We start from the raw sequence: 21,023 nt of genomic DNA, 5'->3' as shown, positions 1-21,023 counted from the left end.
GGGGCAGGGCGTTGAGTAGCGTACGAGGCAAGAGGATTCTGGTCACCGGCGGGGCGGGCACGATCGGCTCGCACGTGGTGGACCTGCTGGTGGACAACGGGGCGCGCGAGATCGTGGTGCTCGACAACTTCGTGCGGGGGCGCACCGCCAACCTGGCCCGCGCCCTGCCGAGCGGTGTGGTGGACGTCGTCGAGGGCGACATCCGCGACACGACCGCGGTGCGCAAGGCGACCGAGGGCGCCGACCTGGTGTTCCACCTCGCCGCCATCCGGATCACCCAGTGCGCGGAGGAACCGCGGCTGGCGAACGAGGTGCTGGTCGACGGCACGTTCAACGTACTGGAGGCCGCGGCCGCCGCCGGGGTGGGCAAGGTGATCGCCTCCTCCTCGGCCTCGGTCTACGGGCTCGCGGAGTCCTTCCCGACCACCGAGCGCCACCACCCGTACAACAACGACACCTTCTACGGGGCGGCGAAGGCCTTCAACGAGGGCGTGCTGCGCAGCTTCCACTCCATGTACGGGCTGGACTACGTCGCGCTGCGCTACTTCAACGTGTACGGGCCCCGGATGGACATCCACGGGCTGTACACCGAGGTGCTCATCCGCTGGATGGAGCGGATCGCCGCGGGCGAGCCGCCGCTGATCCTCGGCGACGGCACCCAGACCATGGACTTCGCCCACGTCAGGGACATCGCGCGGGCCAATCTGCTGGCCGCGGAGTCCGACCTGACCGACGAGGTGTTCAACGTCGCGAGCGGCGTCGAGACCAGCCTCCTCGACCTGGCGCACGCCCTGGTGGAAGCGATGGGCGCGGACGGGCTGGTGCCGGAGCACGGGCCGGCCCGCGCCGTGAACGGGGTGACCCGTCGACTGGCGGACACCTCCCACGCCGCGGGACGCCTCGGCTTCACCGCCGAGGTCGACCTGCGCAGCGGGTTGCGGGACCTGGTGGAGTGGTGGCGGGCCGAGCGTGCGGCGGACGGCTCCGACGCCGCGGCCGGAGAGGCCGGCCGATGAGCTCCCAGGACCCCACCGCCGACCGCATCCCGGTCATGGTTCCGTGGCTCGGCGAGGAGGAAGCGCGGGCAGCCGCCGACGCGGTGCTCTCCGGCTGGGTCGCCCAGGGACCCCGGGTGGCGGAGTTCGAGCGGGCCTTCGCCGAGCGGGTGGGCGCCGAGCACGGCATCGCGGTCAGTTCCTGCACCACCGCCCTCCACCTCGCGCTGATCGCGCTGGACCTCGGTCCGGGCGACGAGGTGGTCGTTCCCTCACTGTCCTTCATCGCCACGGCCAACGCGGTGCGCTACGTCGGGGCGCACCCGGTGTTCGCGGACGTCGAGGAGACCACCGGCAACCTGACCCCGGCCACCGTGGACGCGGTGCGCACACCGCGGACGAAGGCAGTACTGGCCGTCCATCAGGGCGGGGTGCCGGCGGACGTGCACGCCCTGCGCGCGGCCTGCGCCGACTGGGGCGTCGCGCTGTTGGAGGACGCCGCCTGCGGCATCGGCGCGACCATCGGCGGTAAGTCCGTGGGCCACGGCGCCCTGATCGCGGCCTGGTCCTTCCACCCGCGCAAGGTGATCACCACCGGCGAGGGCGGCATGGTCACCACGGACGACGCACAGTGGGCCCAGCGCCTGCGCCGGCTGCGCGAGCACGGCATGAACGTGTCCGCGGCGCAGCGGCACGCCAGCAGCAAGCCGATCGCCGAGAGCTATCTGGAGGTCGGCTACAACTACCGGATGACCGACATCCAGGCCGCGGTCGGCCTGGTGCAGTTGGGCAGGCTGGACGCCGTCGTGGCCCGCCGCCGGGCGTTGGCGGCCCGTTACGCGCAGCAGCTGGCCGATGTTCCGAGCCTGCGCCCGGTCCGCGACCCCGAATACGGCGAGGGCAACTTCCAGTCCTACTGGGTGCTGCTGACCGACGACTTCCCGGTCGACCGCGACGCGTTGCTCGCGGCACTGGCCGACGCCGGGATCTCGGCCCGGCGCGGCATCATGGCCTCCCACTTGGAACCCGCCTACGCCGGACACGGGGCCGCGCCCCTGCCGGTCACCGAGCGGATCAGCCGCAACTCGCTGATCCTGCCGCTGTTCCACACGATGACGCAGGACCAGCAGGACCGGGTGGTGGCGGTGCTGCGCGAACGGGCCGGCGGATGAGCGGGCCGGGCACCCAGGACCTGCTGATCGTCGGCGCCGGCGGATTCGCCCGGGAGACCGCCCAGGCCGTACGGGCCGCCGTCGCCGCGGACCGGGAGCGGGGGCACCTCCCGCGCTGGCGGCTCGCCGGGCACCTGGACGACGACCCGGCCCTGCACGGCCGGGACATCGACGGCGTGCCGGTGCTCGGCGGATGCGACCTGGTGCACGGCCGGCCGGCCGCCCGGGTCGTGGTCTGCGTCGGCAGTCCGCGCGACTACGCGGTACGGGCCCGTCTGGTGCGCCGCCTGGCACTGCCCGCGAGCCGCTACGCGACAGTGGTCCACCCCACGGCGGCGGTCTCGGCGTCCTCGGTGATCGGCGCGGGCTCGGTGCTGCTCGCGCACTGCGTACTGACCGCGGCGGTGCGGGTGGGGGCGCACGTGGCGGTGATGCCGCACGTGGTCCTCACCCACGACGACACCGTCGGGGACTACGCGACGCTCGCCTCGGGGGTCCGCCTCGGCGGCGGGGTGCGGCTGGGGCAGGGGGCATACGTGGGCGCGGGCGCGCTCGTGCGGGAGCACACCACGGTCGGCGCCTGGTCGCTGACCGGTATGGGAAGCACGGTACTGGCCGACGTGCCGCCGGGAGAGGTGTGGGCCGGAAACCCGGCCCGCCGGCTGCGCGCGGCGGACGGCCCGGCACTCGATGAGCTGCGGGCCGATGGCAAGGAGACCGGCCGGAGGCCGGAGACACGGATGGGGAGCACAGTCGGATGAACCAGATACCGCTCGTCGACCTGAAGGCGGCGCACGCCGAAGTCGCGCAGGAATTACGGGCCGGATTCGACCGCGTGCTGGCCGGCACCGCCTTCATCGGCGGGGAGGAGGTCCGTGCCTTCGAGCGCGAGTACGCCGCCTTCGCCGGGGTCGACCACGTCATCGGCGTGGCCAACGGCACCGACGCCCTCGAACTGGCCCTGCGTGCCCGTGGGGTGGGCGTCGGGGACGAGGTGGTGCTGCCCGCCAACACCTTCATCGCCACCGCAGGGGCCGTCGCCCGGATCGGTGCCCGGCCGGTCCTGGTGGACTGCCTCCCCGACACCCTGCTGATGGACCCGCAGGCCGCGCTCGACGCGGTCGGAACGGCCACCCGCGCCGTGGTCCCGGTCCACCTGTACGGGCAGTGCGCCGCCGCCGCGGAGCTGGCCGCGCAGCTGCCGTCGCACGTCAGGATCGTCGAAGACGCCGCGCAGAGCCAGGGAGCCACCCGGGACGGCCGCTCGCCCGGCAGTGGCCAGATCGCCGCCACCAGCTTCTACCCGGGCAAGAACCTGGGTGCGTACGGCGACGCGGGCGCGGTGGTGACCGACGACGCCGAGGCGGCCGACCTGGTGCGGGCGCTGGCCAACCACGGCGGCACCGCCAAGTACCGGCACGACGTGGCCGGCTTCAACAGTCGGCTGGACGGTCTGCAGGCCGTCGTACTGCGGGCGAAACTGGCCCTGCTGGCCGACGGCAACGCCGCCCGCCGCACGGCCGCGGCCCGCTACGACGAACTGCTGGGCGATCTCGCCGCCGCCGGACGCCTGACCCTGCCCGTCACGGGCAAGGGCAACGTCCACGTGTGGCACCTGTACGTCGTCCGCGTCCACGGCGCGGACCGTGACGCGGTCGTCGGCAAGCTCAACGCCGAGGGCATCGGCGCCGGCGTGCACTATCCGGCCCCGGTCCACCTCACCCCGGCCTTCGGGCACCTCGGCCACGGTCGCGGGGACTTCCCCCACGCCGAACAGGCCGCGGACCGGATGCTCTCCCTCCCGCTCTTCCCACAGATCACCGCAGCTCAGCAGCGGCGGGTCGTGGACGCGCTCACCGACGCCCTGCGCTGACGCACAAAAGAGGTACAGATGAACAGACGGACAAGGTTGCTCCGGTACGGCCTCTTCACCGTGGTCGCGGCCCTGATGGCCACGGTCTTACCCCCGTCCTCGATCGCGGGCGCCGTGGATCCCTGCGGTCCCGGCACGAACCCGATCGTGTGCGAGAACTCCAAGCCGGGCACACCGATGTCCGACTGGTTCGCGCCCAGCGCATACGGCGACATCAAGGGCTTCAGCACCCAGATGAGCGTTCAGGCGGGCGAGACCGTGCAGTTCAAGGTCCAGTCGCCGACGCCGTACCGGGTGTCGGTCTACCGGCTGGGCCACTACGGGGGTGACGGGGCCCGCCTCATGTCGACTGCGGCCCAGGTGGCCCAGACGTACCCGGCGAACTTCTCGCCGGGCGGGAACCCGCGCAGCTGCACCACCAAGTCCACGACCGGCCTGGTCGACTGCGGCAACTGGCCCGTCACGGCCACGTGGACCGTACCGGCCGACGCCGTCTCCGGCCTGTACGTGGCCAACCTCGACCAGGCGGACGGCAACGGGGTGATGCCCTACCCGTTCGTCGTCCGCAACGACTCCAGCCACTCCGATGTCGTCGTGCAGACCAGCGACCAGACCTGGCAGGCGTACAACAACTACGGCGGTCAGGACCTGTACGACGGCGCGGGCCCCGCCCCGGACGGCCGCGCGTACGAGGTCAGTTACAACCGGCCGATGGACATCGGCGGGGAGAACGGGATCTACGGCTCCGAGTACCAGATGATCGCCTGGCTGGAACGCAACGGGTACGACGTGAGCTACATGTCCGGAATCGACATGTCGACCCGTGGTGCGACACAGCTCCAGAACCACAAGGTCTTCATGTCCTCGGGACACGACGAGTACTGGACCCAGGAGCAGTTCACGAACGCGCTGAACGCCCGCCACGCCGGGGTCAACCAGACGTACTTCAGCGGCAACGAGATCTTCTGGAAGACGCGCCTCGCCCCCAGCATCGACGGCACCTCCACGGCCAACCGGACCCTGGTCTGCTACAAGGAGACCAAGCTCTCCTTCCCCCAGCCGAACGGCATTCCCGATCCCAGCGGGATCTGGACGGGCACCTTCATGGACCCGGCCAGTGCCACGAACGGGCGGCCCTACCAGCCGCAGAACCAGGTGACCGGCTCGCTGTTCAGCGTCAACGGCTACCGCAGCGACGCGATCACCGTCCCGGGTGCCTTCGCCAAGATGCGGCTGTGGCGGGGCACCACCGTCGCGAACCTGACCCCCTCCCAGACCGCGACGTTCCCGGTCGGCACGCTCGGCTACGAATGGGACAGCGACGTCGAGGACGCGGCCCGGCCGCCCGGGCAGATCCAACTGTCGTCCACCACCGTGGACATCAACGACGGAAAGCTCCGCCTCGACTACGGCAACACGTACGGCAACGGCACCGCGACGCACAGCCTGGTCGCCTTCCGGGACCAGACCTCGCACGCCCTGGTCTTCGGCGCCGGCACCGTGCAGTGGTCCTGGGGCCTGACCAACATGCCCACCGGCAATCCGGGCGACACGGTGGTCACCGAGGACAAGCGGATGCAGCAGGCGACGGTCAACGTGTTCGCCGACATGGGAGTCCAGCCCAAGTCCCTGCAGAGCAACCTCGTCCCGGCGAGCGCGTCCACCGACACCACGGGCCCGGTCATCACGGTCACCACCCCGGCGGCCGGCGCCACGGTACCCGCGCTGCGACCGGTGACCGTCACCGGAACCGCGGCCGACAGCGGCGGCGGCGTGGTGGCCCGGGTGGAAGTCTCCGTCGACGGCGGGACCACCTGGAAGGCGACCACGGGCATCGGGTCCTGGAGCTACAAGTGGACCCCGACCACCCCCGGACCCGTGGAGGTCAAGGTCCGCGCGGTGGACGACAGCGTCAACATCGGCGCCACCACCACCGTGCCGTTGACCGTCGGCCCCCAGCAGTGCCCCTGCACCGTCTGGCCGGCCGCGGCCGTGCCGGGCACCGTCAACGCCGGTGACGGCAGCGCCGTGGAACTCGGCGTGAAGATCCGCTCCTCGGCGCCCGGTTCGATCACCGGCATCCGCTTCTACAAGTCCCCGGCCAACACCGGCACCCACACCGGCAGCCTGTGGAGCAGCTCGGGTCAGCGCCTGGCCACCGGCACCTTCACCAACGAGACGGCCTCCGGCTGGCAGCAGCTGAACCTCTCCTCGCCGGTTCCGATCAAGGCCAACACCACCTACATCGCCTCGTACTTCGCCCCCAACGGCGGGTACTCCTTCGACACCACCTTCGCCTCGTCCGACGCCGGGCTGGCCCCGCTGACCGCACTGCGCAGCGGGACCGACGGCGGCAACGGCGTGTACCGCTACAGCGCCACGGGCGGATTCCCCTCCACGGCCTCCTCCGGCAGCAACTACTGGGTGGACGCGGTCCTGGACACCTCCACCGCGAGCACGACACCCCCCACCGTCACCTCGATCACGCCGCAGTCCGCGGCGACCGGCACCGCGATCACCACCACCGTGACGGCGACCTTCAGCGAGGGCATCGACGCGGACACGCTGGTGTTCACCCTCAAGGACCCGGACGGCGCCACCGTCCCGGGCAGCAAGGTCCTCGGCGCCTCCAACAGCGCCACCTTCACCCCCTCCACCGAACTGGGGCTCAACACCACCTACACGGCCTCGGTGCAGGCCGCCGACCTGTGGGGCAACGCCATGGCCGCGCCGGTCACATGGACCTTCACCACGAGTGCGAGCCCTCCGGCAGTGAACTGCCCGTGCACCCTGTGGACGTCCACCGCCGAGCCGAGCACCGCCAACGTCAACGACGACACCAACTCCGTGGAGCTGGGCACCCGCTTCCAGTCCGCGGTCAGCGGATACGTCACCGGCATCACCTTCTACAAGGGCCCCGGGAACACCGGCACGCACACCGGCAGCCTCTGGTCGTCCACCGGCACGCTCCTGGCCACCGGCACCTTCGGCAGCGAGACCCTCTCCGGCTGGCAGCAGCTCCACTTCGCCACCCCGGTGCCCATCACCGCGGGCACCACTTACGTGGCGTCCTACCACGCACCGAACGGCAAGTACGCCGTGGACGGCGGCTACTTCACGGCCGCGCACCGCTCCTACCCGCTGGTCGCTCCGGCCGACGGCAGCGGCGGCGCCAACGGCCTGTACAAGTACGGGACGGCAGCGACCTTCCCCACCAACACCTTCGGCTCGGTGAACTACTGGGTCGGCCCGGTCTTCACCACCACGGCGCCGACCGGCCTCACGTCGGGCGGTTCGACGGAGGTGTCCGCCCAGTGAGCACCGTCAGCGTCGTGATCCCCTGCTACAAGTACGGCCACTTCCTGGCCGACTGCGTCAAGAGCGTCCTGGACGAACAGGAGGGCGTAGACGTACGGGTCCTGATCATCGACGACGCCTCGCCCGACGACTCCGCGGAGGTCGCGCGCGCCCTCGCGGCCACCGACCCCCGGATCGAGGTCCGGGTCCACGAACACAACCGGGGCCACATCGCCACCTACAACGAAGGCCTGCTCGAATGGGCCGACGGGGACTACGTCGCCCTGCTCTCGGCCGACGACCGGCTGGTCCCGGGGGCCCTGGTGCGCGCCGCGGCCCTGCTCGACGCCCACCCGGAGGCCGGGTTCTGCTACGGCAGGCCGCTGCGGTTCCAGCACGGCGGGCCGCTTCCCGCGGCCCGCACCCGGAGCACCGGTTCGGTGGTCTACCCCGGACACTGGTGGCTGGAGCGGCGCTTCAGGGAAGGCACCGGGTGCATCACCTCGCCCGAGGTGGTCGTCCGTACCAGCCTCCAGCGCAAGGTCGGGGGCTATGATCCGGAGCTCCCGCACGCCGGGGACATCGAGATGTGGATGCGGCTCGCGGCACACGCCGACGTGGGCTACGTCCGCGGGGCCGACCAGGCCTACTACCGCGTCCACGGCAACAACATGTCCACCACGGACTTCGGCGGGCAGCTCGACGACCTGCGCCAGCGCCTCGTCGCCTTCGACGCGGTACTGGAGAAGTGCTCCGGCCTGCTCCCGGAGGCCGACCGGTTGTCCGCGGCGGCGCGCACCCGGCTCGCCCGGTACGCCCTGCGGCGTGCCTACCGGGCTTACGACCGCGGGCGTACGGCGGTGGTTCCGGTGGACGAGTTGGAGGCGTTCGCGGCCGAGTGCCTGCCGGACCACACCGCGCTCGCCGAGTACCGGGCGCTGCGCAGGCGCCGGCGGATCGGAGCCCGCGCGATGCCCTACCTCCAGCCGCTCGTGCTCTCGGCCGTCGCCGACCGGGGGCGGGAGTGGCTCTGGTGGCAGTCCTGGAAACGCAGAGGCATCTGATGAACCATCAGCACCACCGCCCCGCCTCCGGGGCACCCTCGGCCCGCCGGCCCGCTGACTCAGCGGGCCGGCGCCGCCGCCGGCACCCGGACCTCGGCCGGGTGCTCCGAACCGGTGTCGGCGCCATCGCGCCGGCGCCGGTTCCGGCGCGCCACCAGCCGATCGGTCCACAGGGCAGCGGCCACGGCGACGACCGCGGTCAGCAGCGCCGTCCCGAGCAGTTGGCGGCTCTTGGTTCCGATCTGCTCGACCGCCGTCGGCGGCACCAGCAGGGTCACGCTCATCCGCGCCCGGGCCGGGATCTCCTGCTCGGCTTGCAGGTCCGCGATGTGCTTCGTGTACGCCTCGACGACCTTCAGCACGGCCCGGTCGGCCGCGGCGGACTCCGCGTGTTCCGCCTGGACCTGGAGCGACGGGATCAGATAGCGGGGAGTGACGCTGGTGCCGCTGTTGCGCGGGATCAGCCGGTAAGTCCCCTCGACCCCCGCCGCGCGCAACTCGGCCGTCCCGGCCGGCGATTGCAGCTGTTGGACCGCCGCGTACGAGACGGCGGCGAGCGGCGGTTGCAGATTGGCGAGCTGGTTCGGCTGGTTGCCGGTCACCGGCGGTTTGAGCACGACGATCGCCGAGCTCACGTAGGTCCGGGTGGGGCGGAGCACCTGCACGCCTCCGGCGGTCGCGAGCGCCGCCACCAGGAGCAGGACGTACCAGCGGCGGCGCAACGTGCGGAACAACTCACCAGGCGACACAGGATTCCTTCCGTCGCGGTCGATCTTCCCAGGACGCGTGTCGGCCCGCCATCGGTTCCAGCACCTCGTGGGAGGCATCTGTGAGCATCGGTGAAATAGCCGCCGTGCTACGGCGCCGCTGGTACGTGATGGCACCCCTGGTGCTGATCGGACTCCTCGCGGGCCTGCACCTGTACCGGTCGGTGCCAGTGGCGTACCAGTCGCAGAGTTCGGTGGCGCTGCTCGACTCCACTGCGGTCGCCGAGCTGGCCCCCGCCTTCGGCAACCCCATCTCGAACGCGGGCGGTTCACTGGTCGTGACCGCGGACGTGCTGATCAGGACCCTGTCGGGGGCGGATGCGGCGCGGGACCTCCAGGGTCTCGGCGTGAGCGACCCCTACACGGTCGGCTTCGCCGCGAACACCTCGGGCCCCATGCTCACGCTGACCGTCACGGGCACCGACCGGGCGAAGGTGCTCAAGGAGACCAGCACGCTCACCGCCTTCGCCGGAGAGCAGCTCAACGCGCTCCAGGCCGCGGCCAAGGTGCAGCCCGCGTACTTCGTGCAGACGGCCCCGGTGGTGCTGCCGCAGACCCCGGTGCCCCAGCTCAAGAGCCGCTACCAGCAGGTCCTGGGCGTCGTCATCGCCGGCCTCGTCGCCGGCTTCACCCTCTCCTTCGTGACGGAGAGCCTGCTGGTCGCCCGCCGACGCCGGCGCGAGGCCGCCGCCGCGTCGGGCGCCGCAGGCAAGCGGGAACGCAGCAGGCCGCGGGCCCGGCAGTTGGACGCCGCCGCGCTGCTCAGCGGCTATCTGGGGCTGGCCTTCTTCATCCCCTCGAACCTGACCCTGCCCGGCCTGGGCGGGGTGGGCACCCCGGCCAACGTGTTCGCGCTCTGCGGCCTGTTCTGGTACCTGGCGACCTGGCTGACCGGCCGCATCCGGCCGGCCCCGGGAACCCGGCTGCCCCGGGTGGTGATGTGCCTGCTGGCCGTCTCGGTCCTGGCCTCGTACCTCGCGAACGCCTCCCGGGGCAGTTCGCACAAGGAGGTGCTGGGCGCGGACCGCGGCCTGATCGGACTGCTCGTCTGGGTGGCGCTGGTGGTCCTGGTCTCGGCCGGCATCCAGGACCGGGCCCGCCTGGACGTCCTGCTGCGGCGGGCCGTGGTGATGGGGGCGGTGGTCGCCGCCATCGGCTACTACGACTTCTTCACCGCGACGAACATCGCCGAACGCATCAGCATCCCAGGACTTCATTCGAGCGTCGCGCAGATCACCGCGCTGGACCGCGGGGCCTTCACCCGACCCCGCTCGACCACGGCGCAACCGTTGGAGTTCGGCGGCATGCTCGCCCTGCTCCTGCCCTTCGCCGTGCAGCAGGCCTTCGATCCGGTCCGCCGGCACCTGAGCGGCTGGCGCCGCTGGGGGCCGGTGGCGTTGATGGGCGGCGCCCTGCCGCTGACGGTGTCGCGCACCTCCATCATCGGTGCGCTCATCGTGGTGCTGGTGATGGTGCCGCGCTGGAAGCCGCAGCGGCGCTGGACCGCGATCGGCCTGCTGCTGGGCTCGGTGGCCTGCTTCAAGGTCGTCGTCCCCGGGCTGATCGGCACGATCACCGCACTGTTCGGGTCCTTCCTGTCGAACTCCGACAGCAGCACCCAGGCCCGCACCGTCAAGTACAGCGCGATCGTGCCCTACCTGGAGGGACGCCCGCTGTTCGGGCGGGGTCTGGGGACCTTCACCCCGGACCTCTACTTCTTCACCGACAACCAGTACATGCTGACACTGGCGGAAATGGGCCTGCTGGGCCTGGTCGCGCTCCTGGCGCTGTTCTTCACGGGGATCCACCAGGGCGGTGCGATCCGCCGCCTCGCCACCGGCGAATCCGACCGGGAACTCGGCCAGGCGTTCTTCGCATCGGCCCTGGTCGCCCTGGTCAGCAGCGCCACCTTCGACGCCCTCAGCTTCCCGATGTTCGCCGGGATGTTCTTCCTGACGATCGCCGCCGGAGGCAGTTACCTCGGCTTCATCCGGCGCGCCGTGCCGAAGCCCCGAACCGTGGAGTCCCCATGTCCTCCCGTCACCCGGACACGCCGGCCCGAACTCGCGCAGCCGGTCCCGTAGCCGTCCTCGTCGTCACGTGGAACAGCGCCCGGGTGCTGCCCGAGTTCCTCGCCTCGCTGCCGCAGGGCATGGCCGGGCTCCACTACCGCCTGGTCGTTGCCGACAACGACTCCGCCGACGACACCGTGAACCTGCTCAGGTCGTCGGCCCCGGACGCGACGGTCGTCCAGACCGGCCGCAACGCCGGATACGCGGCCGGGGTGAACGCCGCCCTGGCCGCCGCAGCCGAGTGGGAGGGCGGCTTCCGCGCCGCCCTGGTGTGCAACCCGGACGTCCGGATGCGGCAGGGCTGCGCCCGACTCCTCGTCGACGCACTCGGCGCACCCCTGCCCGACCGCGGCCGGGTCGGCATCAGCGTCCCCCTGCTGTACGAGGAGGACGGGACGCTCCAGCACTCGCTGCGCCGGGAACCGCGCGTGACCCGTGCCCTCGGCGAAGCCGTGCTGGGCAACCGCCGGGCGGGACGCTTCCCGGCGTGGAGCGAGCTGGTCACCGATCCGTCCGCGTACGGACGGCCGACGGTCGCCGACTGGGCGACCGGTGCGCTGATGGCCCTCTCCCGCGAATGCCTGGACGCCTGCGGAGCCTGGGACGAGTCGTTCTTCCTCTACTCGGAGGAGACCGAGTTCTGCCTGCGGGCCCGTGACCGCGGCTTCGCCACCCGGCTGGAGCCCGCTGCCGAGGCCACTCACCTCGGCGGGGACTCGCAGGTGTCGCCGCGCTTGTGGACGCTGCTGACCCTCAACCGCGTACGGCTCTACCGCCGCCGGCACGGGCCGGCGGCGACTGCGGCCTTCCGGGGGGCCGTACTGCTGCGGGAGACCTCGCGTGCGGCGCTCGGCAGGCCGGCGAGCCGGGCGGCGGCGCGGGCCCTGGCCAGGCCGTCCGCCCTGCACGCCACGCCGGGGCCCTGAGCGGGCCGGGTCAGCCGGAGGGCGCCTGCCCGTCCCAGGCGGTGTAGAAGCTCTCCGGGTTGACCAGGTAGCGGACCGTGGGGCGGGGCAGGTGACGGACCTCGTGGCGGCGGCTGTAACGGCGCACGAGCTCCCAGTCCTCGCGCGGCAGCACCTCCGGGGTGCGCCGCAGCCGGCTGAAGTACAGCGACCTGCTGCGGCGCGCCACGAAGGCGTTGGTGTCGAGGAAGGCCTCGCGGGCGGCGCGGCGGCGGTCGAACGGAACCGAGAGCACGTCCCGCTCGCTGCCGTCGGGGAGCACCCTGCGCAGGGCGGTGTAGACGCCGTCGGGTCCGCCGGACGGCTCCAGCAGCGCGAGGGCCTGCTCCAGGTGGTCGGGCTCCCACAGGTTGTCATCGTCCAGGAAGGCCACGTACCGCGAGCGGGTCAGCCGTATCCCCACGTTGCGCACGACTCCCGCCGTCGCCGTGTTCCGGGCCAGTGACACCGCGAACAGCCGCGGATCGAGCGGCAGTTCGGGAAGGCCCGCGCCGTCGTCGACGACGATGACCACCTGATCGGCCACGGTCTGCCCCAGGGCCGAGCGGACCGCCGCGCACAGCGCCTCGGGGCGCCGGTGGGTGGCGATCACCGTGGCGACGAGGGCGGCCGGCGGCCGGCCCAGGACGGCGGCGAGCCGTGCGGTCTCCGCGTCCTCGAAGCGGCGCAGCCGTACCGCGGACGGGGCGAGCAGGACCTTGTTCCTGGCCTCGAAGAGCACCAGCCAGCCGAAGGCCCGCTTGAGCAGCTCCCAGGGGGCCCGGGCGATACGGCGCATGACGTCCTCTCGATCGGGGGGCCGGTGTCAGGAGGTGGGGCCGGGAACGACGGGCCGGCCGTCGGTGGTGCGGTTGCCCCGCCACACGTTCCCTGTGCCGCCCGCGTTCCAGGCGGTGACCGTCCCGTAGGCACCGCTGCCGGGGTGGTATTGGGCCGAGAACACGTTGTCCGTGACCTGGATGCCGGTGGCGCCGGGGCCACCGCCGTAGAGGGCGTACGCCCCGCCGGCCAGCCAGTTGGAGTCGACCACCACCGAGGAGACGACCCCGGTGTCGGCGAAGAGCCCGACCGCTGCGGTGGCGCCCCGATCGACCGGGACGGGGTTCAACAGGGTGTTGTGGCGGATCGTCAGCCGGCCCTTGTTTCCGCCGCCGCTGATGACGGCGTCCGTGTGCTGCCACTCGCCGCCCTGGTTGCGGAACGCGACGATGTCGTGCACGTAGTTGTCGTGCAGGTCTCCCTGCCCCATGGACAGGGCGTTGCCGAACACCGAGACGTCGCACCAGCCGACCTCGATCGAGCTGCCGCCCATGTTGGAGACCGCGTAGTCGACGCCGCCGTTGTCGGGACCCTTGCCCGGTACGGCGGTGATGGTGGTGTGCAGGACCCGCAGACCGCTGAAGCCGGGGCGCAGGTTGATCCCCCACCAGTTCGTCGAGGTGATCCGGCTGTCGATGACGGTGACGTCGTTGGCGTAGACGTCCAGCGAACCGCGGATGTCCCAGCCCTTGATGACCGTACCGTCGGTCTTGACGGACATGTTCCCCGTGTCGTGCCGCTCCAACTCGATCCGCGGTCCGGTGGTCCGCGCATCGGGGAACCCGCAGGCACCGGGCGAGGTGCAGACGCCCGGGCTGGCCGGCCCGCCGGTCCCCGGCGGGGGAGTGGCGGAGGGCGGGACCGAGGTGGCCGAGGGGCTCGGAGTCCCCGTGGTGGGCGGCTCCGCGGAGGGCGTGGGCCGGGAACGGGGGCCCGGGCAGTCGAGGGCGCTGTCCGGGCACGGCCCGGCCGAGGGCTCGCCCACGCCGGTCCGGTCGGCCCGGTACAGGACCAGTACGAGGCCCAGCAGGAGCCCGGCCGTCAGCCAGGCCCGCAGCCGCCTGCGGTCTCGTGTCACGGCGGGCTAGCCCCCCGCCGCCGCGGTGGCACCGACGGCCGTGGAGCCGCGCAGGAAGCCACGGCTGGGCAGGATGCACAGGACGTAGCACAGGGTTCCCGCAGCCGCGGTCGCGAGCAGTGCGAGGACGCCGTGGCCGAGCAGCCGCTCCAGGCCGAGGACCACGACGGCCATCGCCACGCCGCCGAGGAAGGGCCACGCGCAGGCCCGCACCACGGTGCCCAGGCCGATGCCGCCGCGGTGCAGCGCGACGAGGAACACCGGTACCACGACGGCGCCCGCGACCAGGACGTGCCCCTGGGCCACGCCCACGATCCCGCCGGAGCGGGCGCCGACCACCAGCGCCGGGACCAGGAGGGCGAGCCAGAGCCCCTGGACCCCGATGAGCGAGCGGCGCCGGCCGATGGCCACCAGGCAGTCGTAGGCCAGCTCGCAGCCGATGCGGACCAGGCCGAGCGCCATCAGCCAGGGCAGTGCGGCGGCGGCGGGCACCCAGCGTGCCCCGTAGACGAGCTCGACGATCGGCGCGGCCAGGGCGGCCAGCAGGACGCAGAGCGGGACGGTGCCCGTCATCACGACGCCCAGGGCGCGGCCGAACCCGCCGGCCAGCGCCCCCGGTGAGTCGGCCAGCCGGGAGAAGCCGGCGAAGGAGACGCGACGGGCCGCCTCGGAGACGATCCGCACGGGCCAACCGGAGATGTTGAAGGCGAGCACGTAGAAGCCCAGGGCCAGCTGGTCCAGGGCGGAGCCCACCACCATGGTGTCCACGTTGACCACGCCGAGGGCGAGCATGCTGGCCCCGGCGAGCGGGAGCCCGAAGCGGAGCAGCGCCCTGGCCTGTTCCCGGTCCCAGCCGAAGCGCAGGGTGCCGGGCGCGGCGAGGCAGCATCCGACGAGGGCGGCCACGTTGCCGGCGACGGAGCCCCACGCGAAGCTCATCGCGCCCCATCCCTCGACTGCCAGGAGCAGGGTCACCGCGGTGCTGAGGACGAAGTTGAGGGCGTCGATGGCCATCCGCCGGCCTTGCGCGAACTCCCGGGTGAGGAAGCCGGCGGGCACCTGCGACAGACCGTCGAGGATCACGCACACGCACATCACCCGCAGGACACCGGACGCTTCGGGCGAGCCGAGCACCCGGGCCACCGCGGGGGCCACCGCGAACAGCACGGCGTACAGCAGGCAGCTGGAGGAGACGCTGAGGGTGAGCACGGTCGGGGAGAAGCGGCGCGGGTCCCCCTCCCAGCGGACGATCGCCAGCGAGACGCCGAGCTCGTTCGCGGAGAGCAGCACCAGCAGGACCGTCTGGGCGATCCCGTAGACCCCCCAGGCCTCGGGGCCGAGGAAGAAGCGGGCGAGGATGATGCCGGTGACGAAGTTGCCGAGGCGCATGACCACGGTGTTGACCAGGCTCCACCGGGCGGCTGAGCCGACCTTGCGCCCCAGCGACGGCGTCTTCGGCGGGTCCTGGACGCCCGCTTCGGGGCCGGTCACGCCGATCCCGCGGGGTGAGCGGCCGGTGGCCGGGCCGGCGGGGTGACGCTCGCCCCGGAGTCCGCCCCGAATCCCGCGGCGTCGGACGTGCTCCCGGGCGTGCTCCCGGACGTGCTCCCGGGCACCCCGGCCCCCGAGGGAGCGGACCGGCGCCTACCCGGCCTGCCGGGACCGCGGCGGCGGGCCTCCACGAAGAAGGTGGCCACCAGGCTGAGCACGAAGCCCAGCGCCCCCGCCATGATCAGGTACTGGAGCCGGGTCTTGGTCTGCGGCTCCGGCTTCTGGGGCGGGACGATCGTGGCCATGCGGATCATGGCCTCCGGCGTCACCGACTGCTGGGCCTGGAACTCCTGCAGTCGCTTCTCCGCGTACGCGGTGAAGACCTGGTCCGACTTCAGGACGGCGACCGGATCGGTCCCGGTGACGCTCAGCCACATGAACGGTCCCTGGGCGTTGTCGGCGATCTTCGCCTCGTACCGTCCGGTGACGCCCTGGGACTTGAGGTCGGCCCGGGAGTCGTCGGAGTTGAGGTTGCGGGCCAGGCCGTCCGCCATCCCGGTCAGGGAGGCCTGGGTGCTCAGGAAGGGGTTGCCGTCGAAGGCCACCGTGGCCTTCTTCGAGTTCAGGAGCGTCACCGTGCTCTGTGACCGGTACTCCACCGGGACCAGCAGGTACACCCCTGTGATGAGCGCGGCCGTGAGCAGCAGTCCGGGCAGCAGCACATACCAGCGCCTGCGCATGACCCGCCAGATCTCCGCGAGATCCATGGTCTTCCCCCTCGCGGCGGCGTCATGACCTGCATGCGCCGCCGCCCTTTCATTGTGGTGATTACGGTTCTTGGTACTTGGCCCGTGGCGCTTGATTCCTGGTTCTCGCGCTTTCGGACCGTGCGCTTCGTGTCGCCCGCTACGGCGCCGCGGACGCCTCGCGCCGGGCGAGGTCGGTGGGCCGCAGTCGGGTCCCCCCGCCCTCGCCGTCGAGCAGGACCCGGGCGATGCGCTCGCTCGCGCGCCCGTCCCAGAGCTCGGGGCAGCGGGGCGCGGGCGGATCGTCGAGCACCCGGTTCACCGTGGCCGTGATGCGGTCCGGGTCGGTGCCCGCCAGTACGTTGGTTCCCTCCTCGACGGTGATGGGGCGCTCGGTGTTCTCCCGCAGGGTCACGCAGGGCACGCCGAGGGCGGTGGTCTCCTCCTGGACGCCCCCCGAATCCGTGAGCACCAGGCGGGCGGAGTCCTGTAGGGCGATGAAGTCCAGGTACCCGGCGGCCGGCACCATCCGGATCCCGCCGGGGACCCCGATCCCGGCGAGGCGCTCGGCGGCCCGCGGGTGCACGGGCAACAGCAGCGGGCAGCGGCCCGCTACCTCGCCCAGGGCCTTCAACAGGCCGCGCAGCGCCTCGGGGTCGTCCACGTTGGCCGGCCGGTGCAGCGTGACCAGGCCGTATCCGCCCCGGGTGAGCCCGTACCGGTCGAGGACGTCCGATTCCCTGGCCCGTTCCAGGTTGGCGAACAGCGTGTCGATCATGACGTTGCCGACGACGTGGATCTGGTCCTCCCGGTACCCCTCCGACCGGAGGTTCGCCGCCGCGTCGGGAGAGGGGGCCAGCAGGTAGTCGCTGACCCGGTCGGTGGCGACCCGGTTGACCTCCTCCGGCATGCTCCAGTCCCGGCTGCGCAGACCGGCCTCCACGTGGGCCAGCAGCGGGCCGGCCTTCGCGGTGACCAGAGCACAGGCCAGCGTGGAGTTGATGTCACCGACCACCACCACCGCGTCCGGTGCCAGTTCGTCGAGCAGCGGCTCGAAGGCCGCCATCACCCGGCCGGTCTGCTGGGCGTGGGTGCCGGACCCGGCGCCCAGGTACCGGTCGGGGGGACGGATGCCGAGGTCGCGGAAGAAGACGTCGTTCATGGACTCGTCGTAGTGCTGGCCGGTGTGGACGAGGACCACGTCCGCGCCGCGGCGCTCCAGTGCGTCCATCACCGGTTTGATCTTCATGTAGTTGGGCCGTGCTCCGGCCACGCAGACGATCCTGGCCATGGCGTCAGAGCACCTCCACCGTGGCGCCGGACAATCGGTTGCGGCAGTCGAGGACGTAGGAGGCGTGCTCGGTGACCATCGCGTAGTCGAAGGCGTCGTGGTCGGTGAGCAGGACGACCACGTCGGCGGCGGCCAGCTCCTTGCGGGTGGGGTCGACCCGCACGAGGCGGGTGTCCGCCTTGAGGCCCTCCACCACGTGGGGGTCGGCGGCGCGCACCTTGGCTCCCATGTCGAGGAGCAGTTGGGAGACGCGCAGCGCAGGCGACTCCCGCGCGTCGCCCGTGTTCTTCTTGTACGCCAGCCCGAGGAGCAGGATGCGGGATCCGTTGACCGAGCGGCGCTTCGAGTTGAGTGCGTCGATGACCCGGCGCACCACGTACTCGGGCATGTGGCTGTTGATGTCGTTGGCGAGTTCGACGAAGCGGAAGTTCTGGCCGAGTTCGCGCTGCACCCGCCAGGACAGGTACGACGGGTCGATCGGTAGGCAGTGGCCGCCTACCCCGGGGCCCGGCGTGAACTTCATGAAGCCGAACGGTTTGCTGGACGCCGCCTCGATGGCCTGCCACACGTCGATGTCGAGGTGGCGGGCGAACATGGCGATCTCGTTGACCAGGGCGATGTTGACGTGCCGGAAGGTGTTCTCCAGCAGCTTCGCCAACTCCGCCTCCTTGGGCGAGCGCACCGGAACGATCTTGTCGACGAGGCTGCCGTAGAAGTCTTCCACGGCCTTGAGCGAGGCGGTGTCCACGCCGGAGACGACCTTGGGCGTCTGCTGGAAGCCCCAGACGGTGTTGCCGGGGTCGATCCGTTCCGGGCTGTAGCCGAGGTGGAAGTCGACGCCGGCGGTGAGGCCCGAGCCGTCCTCCAGGATCGGCCCGAACAGCTCCTCGGTGGTACCCGGATAGGTGGTGGACTCCAGCACGACGGTCGCGCCGGGCCTCAGGAAGCGGGCGAGCGTGTGCGCCGACTCCTCGATGTAGCGCAGGTCGGGAGCGCCGTCCTGTAACGGGGTCGGGACGGTGACGACCGCGACGTCGAACCCGCCGCAGTCGCGCGCGAGTTCGCTGGGCTGGTAGGCGCCGCGCTCCAGCGCCCGGGCCAGCCGTTCGGAGGATACGTCCTCCACGTACGACTCGCCGGCGGCCAGGCTCTTGACCCGCCGCGCGTCCACGTCGTACCCGACCACTTGGTGTCCGACCTCGGCTGCCCTGATGGCCAGCGGGAGGCCGACGTATCCCTGTCCCACGACGACGACGCGCATCAGTGACTCCTGTTCGCGGAACCGGCAGACGGTGTACGGCGGACGAGTTCCCGGACCGTCATAAGGAGGAAGGCGGTGTTGGTGGTGAGGTAGCGCTTGCCGAGGCGACGCGGCTCCTGGAGGGTGCGGTAGAACCATTCGAGGCCCATGCGCTGCCAGACCAGGGGGGCCCGCTTGGTGACGCCGGCCAGGATGTCGAAGGAGCCGCCGACGCCGTGCACCACGTGGGCGCCGGTGCGCTTGCCGTAGCCGGCGGTGAAGATCTCCTTCTTGGGCGAGGTCATGCCGAGGAACAGCAACCGGGCGCCGCTCTCCGCGACGCCGTCGGCGATCGCGGGCTGGTCGGAGTCGTCGAAGTAGCCGTTCCTGCTGCCGACCACGCGCAGGGCCGGGAACTGTTCGGCGATCCGGCGGAGCATCAGGTCCAGTACGTCCTGTCGGGCGCCGATCAGGTACACGGGGACGTCTTCGGTCTCGGCGGCGGCGAGCAGTCGCATGAACAGGTCGATCCCCGCGACCCGTTCGGGCAGCCGGACACCGAGGACACGGCCGGCCCACACCACCGCCTGGCCGTCGGCCAGGACGAGGTCGCAGCCGGAGACCGCCGCGGCGAGCCGGGGGTCGTGCCGCATGTTGACCAGCTTGGCGGCGTTGACCATGCCGATTTCGATCTGTTCACCGCGCCGTACCGCGTCGAGGCAGCGCTGCACGGTCTCGTCCATCGTCAGGGCGTCGAGCGTGACCCCGAAGAGGGACGGGCGGGACGGTCGTGGGGTCATCTCTGTACCCCCCCGAGCCATGCGTGCAGGAGCCAACCGAACTCGTAGGGCCTGCACTCGCGGTCCACCGCGACCGGTCGGAAGAGCCGGTCGAGCGGGGCGAGCCGGGCCTGCGGGACCAGCCGGGTGGTGAGGCCGCGGGCGGCGCGGACGGCCTTGGCGGGGTCGCCGCGGTAGACCTTGCGCCAGGTGACGCCGTAGTCCTCCAGGATCAACGGTTCGCGCGGGGTGCCGTCGGGCCCGCTGATCTCGGGCACCTGTGTCATCCAGCGCAGTCCCCGGCGGATCGCAGCACCGAAGTCGGTGCCGCCCGCGTCCGCCAGGTCGAAGAGGGCGGTCGGAGCCATGCCGTGCTGGTGCACGCTGTAGACGGGATAGCCCTCCACCACGCCGCCCGTGCGGGCGTCGTAGTGCCACCACCACTGTCCGCCGTCCCCCTGCAAGGAGCAGATCCGGGCGGCGCAGGCGTCGGCGGCAGCGAGGGCCTCCGGGTCAGGGCTGCTCGCGTGCAACCGGGCCAGCGCCTGGAGCGGATAGGTCTGGTCGGCGAAGCAGGCCACGTGGGAGCGGTACTCGGGGACGAGCCCGGACCCGGTGGCGTGCGGGAACAGTGGGCTGTCACCCTTCTTGGCCGAGAGCAGACGGTCACGGGCGGCCGGCAGGCGGTCCTCCACGTCCGTTGCGGTCCGGGCGGCGGCGAGGGCCGAGAGCACCCAGGCCGCCTCGACCGTGTACTGCGGCCGTTCGAGGACGTCCAGGGCGGTCATCCGGGCGAGGGCGTCCACCAGTTTGGGATGGCCGGTCTCGGCGGCGGCCCAGGTGATGAGCGCCGCGTCGCCGAGGTTCGTCACGGCGGGCAGCCGTTCCACCAGGAGGCCCGCGAACTCCCCGGCGGTGCGTCCGCCGAACAGGGCCCGTTGCCGGTCCTCGGGCAGGAACCGGGCTCCCAGCACGGTGATGGCCCCGTACCGGGTACTGGTCCCGCGGCTCTCCACGCGGCGGGTACCGTCGGGTGCGACCGTCCCCACCCGGGTGAACACGAAGGTCTCCTCGCCCGGTAGGTACATCCCGGGCAGTCCCGCCTCGGCCAGCGCGAGCAGCCGTTCGGCGAGCGCGTGCAGCGACGGATCCTCGTGGGCCAGTGCTCCTAATCGTGCGGCGGTCACCGGGTCCCCACCTCGGCTCCCCGTGTGATGCGTGCACCCCGTATGCCCGAGCCCTGCAGCTCCAACACACCTACCCCCTCTGATCGCTCCTCGGACAGACCAGGCGGTCGTCGTTCCGCGGAGGGGAGTGCGCATGACGGCGTACGCGCCGGCGGTGTGGTTCCCCGTGGCACGAACCGTCCCGGGC

The 21,023-nt window shown here is 71.9% G+C and carries 17 protein-coding genes; 8 read left to right on the top strand and 9 right to left on the bottom strand.

The genetic code is table 11. The features are described 5' to 3' along the window. The first annotated feature begins 11 nt into the window (after positions 1 to 11). The 6 genes from ABZZ20_RS31060 to ABZZ20_RS31035 are packed head-to-tail and all read left to right on the top strand — an operon-like array spanning position 12 to position 8,401. Positions 12 to 1,016: an NAD-dependent epimerase/dehydratase family protein gene (locus tag ABZZ20_RS31060; RefSeq protein WP_356875341.1), complete on the top strand. Its 1,005-nt coding sequence runs from the start codon at positions 12 to 14 to the stop codon at positions 1,014 to 1,016. Beyond that, positions 1,013 to 2,167, top strand: coding sequence for a DegT/DnrJ/EryC1/StrS family aminotransferase (locus ABZZ20_RS31055; protein ID WP_356875339.1), 1,155 nt, complete (start codon positions 1,013 to 1,015; stop codon positions 2,165 to 2,167). The genes ABZZ20_RS31060 and ABZZ20_RS31055 overlap by 4 nt, the downstream gene beginning before the upstream one ends. After that, positions 2,164 to 2,928, top strand: a complete 765-nt coding sequence (locus ABZZ20_RS31050; RefSeq protein WP_356875337.1) for an acetyltransferase — start codon at positions 2,164 to 2,166, stop codon at positions 2,926 to 2,928. The genes ABZZ20_RS31055 and ABZZ20_RS31050 overlap by 4 nt, the downstream gene beginning before the upstream one ends. Further along, a complete protein-coding gene (locus ABZZ20_RS31045) occupies positions 2,925 to 4,040 on the top strand; it encodes a DegT/DnrJ/EryC1/StrS family aminotransferase (RefSeq protein WP_356875335.1) in 1,116 nt (371 codons plus the stop codon). Before ABZZ20_RS31050 ends, ABZZ20_RS31045 begins: the two co-directional genes overlap by 4 nt. A gap of 18 nt (positions 4,041 to 4,058) precedes the next feature. After that, positions 4,059 to 7,358 (top strand): DUF4082 domain-containing protein, encoded by a 3,300-nt coding sequence (locus ABZZ20_RS31040; protein ID WP_356875333.1) that lies wholly within the window; start codon positions 4,059 to 4,061, stop codon positions 7,356 to 7,358. Continuing rightward, positions 7,355 to 8,401 (top strand): glycosyltransferase, encoded by a 1,047-nt coding sequence (locus ABZZ20_RS31035; protein WP_356875331.1) that lies wholly within the window; start codon positions 7,355 to 7,357, stop codon positions 8,399 to 8,401. The genes ABZZ20_RS31040 and ABZZ20_RS31035 overlap by 4 nt, the downstream gene beginning before the upstream one ends. A gap of 59 nt (positions 8,402 to 8,460) precedes the next feature. On the opposite strand, the gene ABZZ20_RS31030 is transcribed toward ABZZ20_RS31035, so the two are convergent. Further along, a complete protein-coding gene (locus tag ABZZ20_RS31030) occupies positions 8,461 to 9,150 on the bottom strand; it encodes a hypothetical protein (RefSeq protein WP_356875329.1) in 690 nt (229 codons plus the stop codon). An 80-nt stretch (positions 9,151 to 9,230) separates the two neighbouring features. Here ABZZ20_RS31030 and ABZZ20_RS31025 point away from each other — a divergent pair, with 80 nt between their 5' ends. Continuing rightward, positions 9,231 to 11,252: an O-antigen ligase family protein gene (locus ABZZ20_RS31025; RefSeq protein WP_356875327.1), complete on the top strand. Its 2,022-nt coding sequence runs from the start codon at positions 9,231 to 9,233 to the stop codon at positions 11,250 to 11,252. Next, complete coding sequence (locus ABZZ20_RS31020) at positions 11,198 to 12,166, top strand: glycosyltransferase family 2 protein (protein WP_356875325.1); 969 nt, start codon at positions 11,198 to 11,200, stop codon at positions 12,164 to 12,166. The genes ABZZ20_RS31025 and ABZZ20_RS31020 overlap by 55 nt, the downstream gene beginning before the upstream one ends. 10 nt (positions 12,167 to 12,176) lie before the next feature. Here the strand turns inward: ABZZ20_RS31020 and ABZZ20_RS31015 are convergent, their stop codons facing one another. From ABZZ20_RS31015 to ABZZ20_RS30980, 8 genes are all read right to left on the bottom strand, one after another. Next, on the bottom strand, positions 12,177 to 12,983 hold the full coding sequence (locus ABZZ20_RS31015) for a glycosyltransferase family 2 protein (protein ID WP_356875323.1): 807 nt from the start codon (positions 12,981 to 12,983) through the stop codon (positions 12,177 to 12,179). Positions 12,984 to 13,010: 27 nt separating this feature from the next. Continuing rightward, positions 13,011 to 14,102, bottom strand: coding sequence for a hypothetical protein (locus ABZZ20_RS31010; RefSeq protein ID WP_356875321.1), 1,092 nt, complete (start codon positions 14,100 to 14,102; stop codon positions 13,011 to 13,013). 6 nt (positions 14,103 to 14,108) lie between these two features. Beyond that, the gene (locus tag ABZZ20_RS31005) at positions 14,109 to 15,593 is read right to left on the bottom strand and encodes an oligosaccharide flippase family protein (RefSeq protein ID WP_356875319.1); all 1,485 of its coding nucleotides are present in this window, start codon (positions 15,591 to 15,593) and stop codon (positions 14,109 to 14,111) included. Further along, entirely contained in the window at positions 15,590 to 16,360 is a 771-nt protein-coding gene (locus ABZZ20_RS31000; RefSeq protein ID WP_356875317.1) for a chain length determinant protein, read from the bottom strand. The genes ABZZ20_RS31005 and ABZZ20_RS31000 overlap by 4 nt, the downstream gene beginning before the upstream one ends. Before the next feature lie 139 nt (positions 16,361 to 16,499). Next, on the bottom strand, positions 16,500 to 17,630 hold the full coding sequence (wecB, locus tag ABZZ20_RS30995) for a UDP-N-acetylglucosamine 2-epimerase (non-hydrolyzing) (RefSeq protein WP_356875315.1): 1,131 nt from the start codon (positions 17,628 to 17,630) through the stop codon (positions 16,500 to 16,502). 4 nt (positions 17,631 to 17,634) lie between these two features. After that, positions 17,635 to 18,891, bottom strand: a complete 1,257-nt coding sequence (locus ABZZ20_RS30990) for a nucleotide sugar dehydrogenase (RefSeq protein WP_356875313.1) — start codon at positions 18,889 to 18,891, stop codon at positions 17,635 to 17,637. Beyond that, positions 18,891 to 19,670, bottom strand: a complete 780-nt coding sequence (locus ABZZ20_RS30985; RefSeq protein ID WP_356875311.1) for a WecB/TagA/CpsF family glycosyltransferase — start codon at positions 19,668 to 19,670, stop codon at positions 18,891 to 18,893. The genes ABZZ20_RS30990 and ABZZ20_RS30985 overlap by 1 nt, the downstream gene beginning before the upstream one ends. After that, positions 19,667 to 20,836: a hypothetical protein gene (locus ABZZ20_RS30980; RefSeq protein WP_356875309.1), complete on the bottom strand. Its 1,170-nt coding sequence runs from the start codon at positions 20,834 to 20,836 to the stop codon at positions 19,667 to 19,669. Before ABZZ20_RS30980 ends, ABZZ20_RS30985 begins: the two co-directional genes overlap by 4 nt. Positions 20,837 to 21,023: the final 187 nt, after the last annotated feature.

It is taken from the genome of Streptomyces sp. NPDC006430, from assembly GCF_040612395.1.
GTDB lineage: Bacteria > Actinomycetota > Actinomycetes > Streptomycetales > Streptomycetaceae > Streptomyces.
Note: the sequence above shows the minus strand (reverse complement) of the source record. Positions and strands in the feature narration are given on the sequence as shown.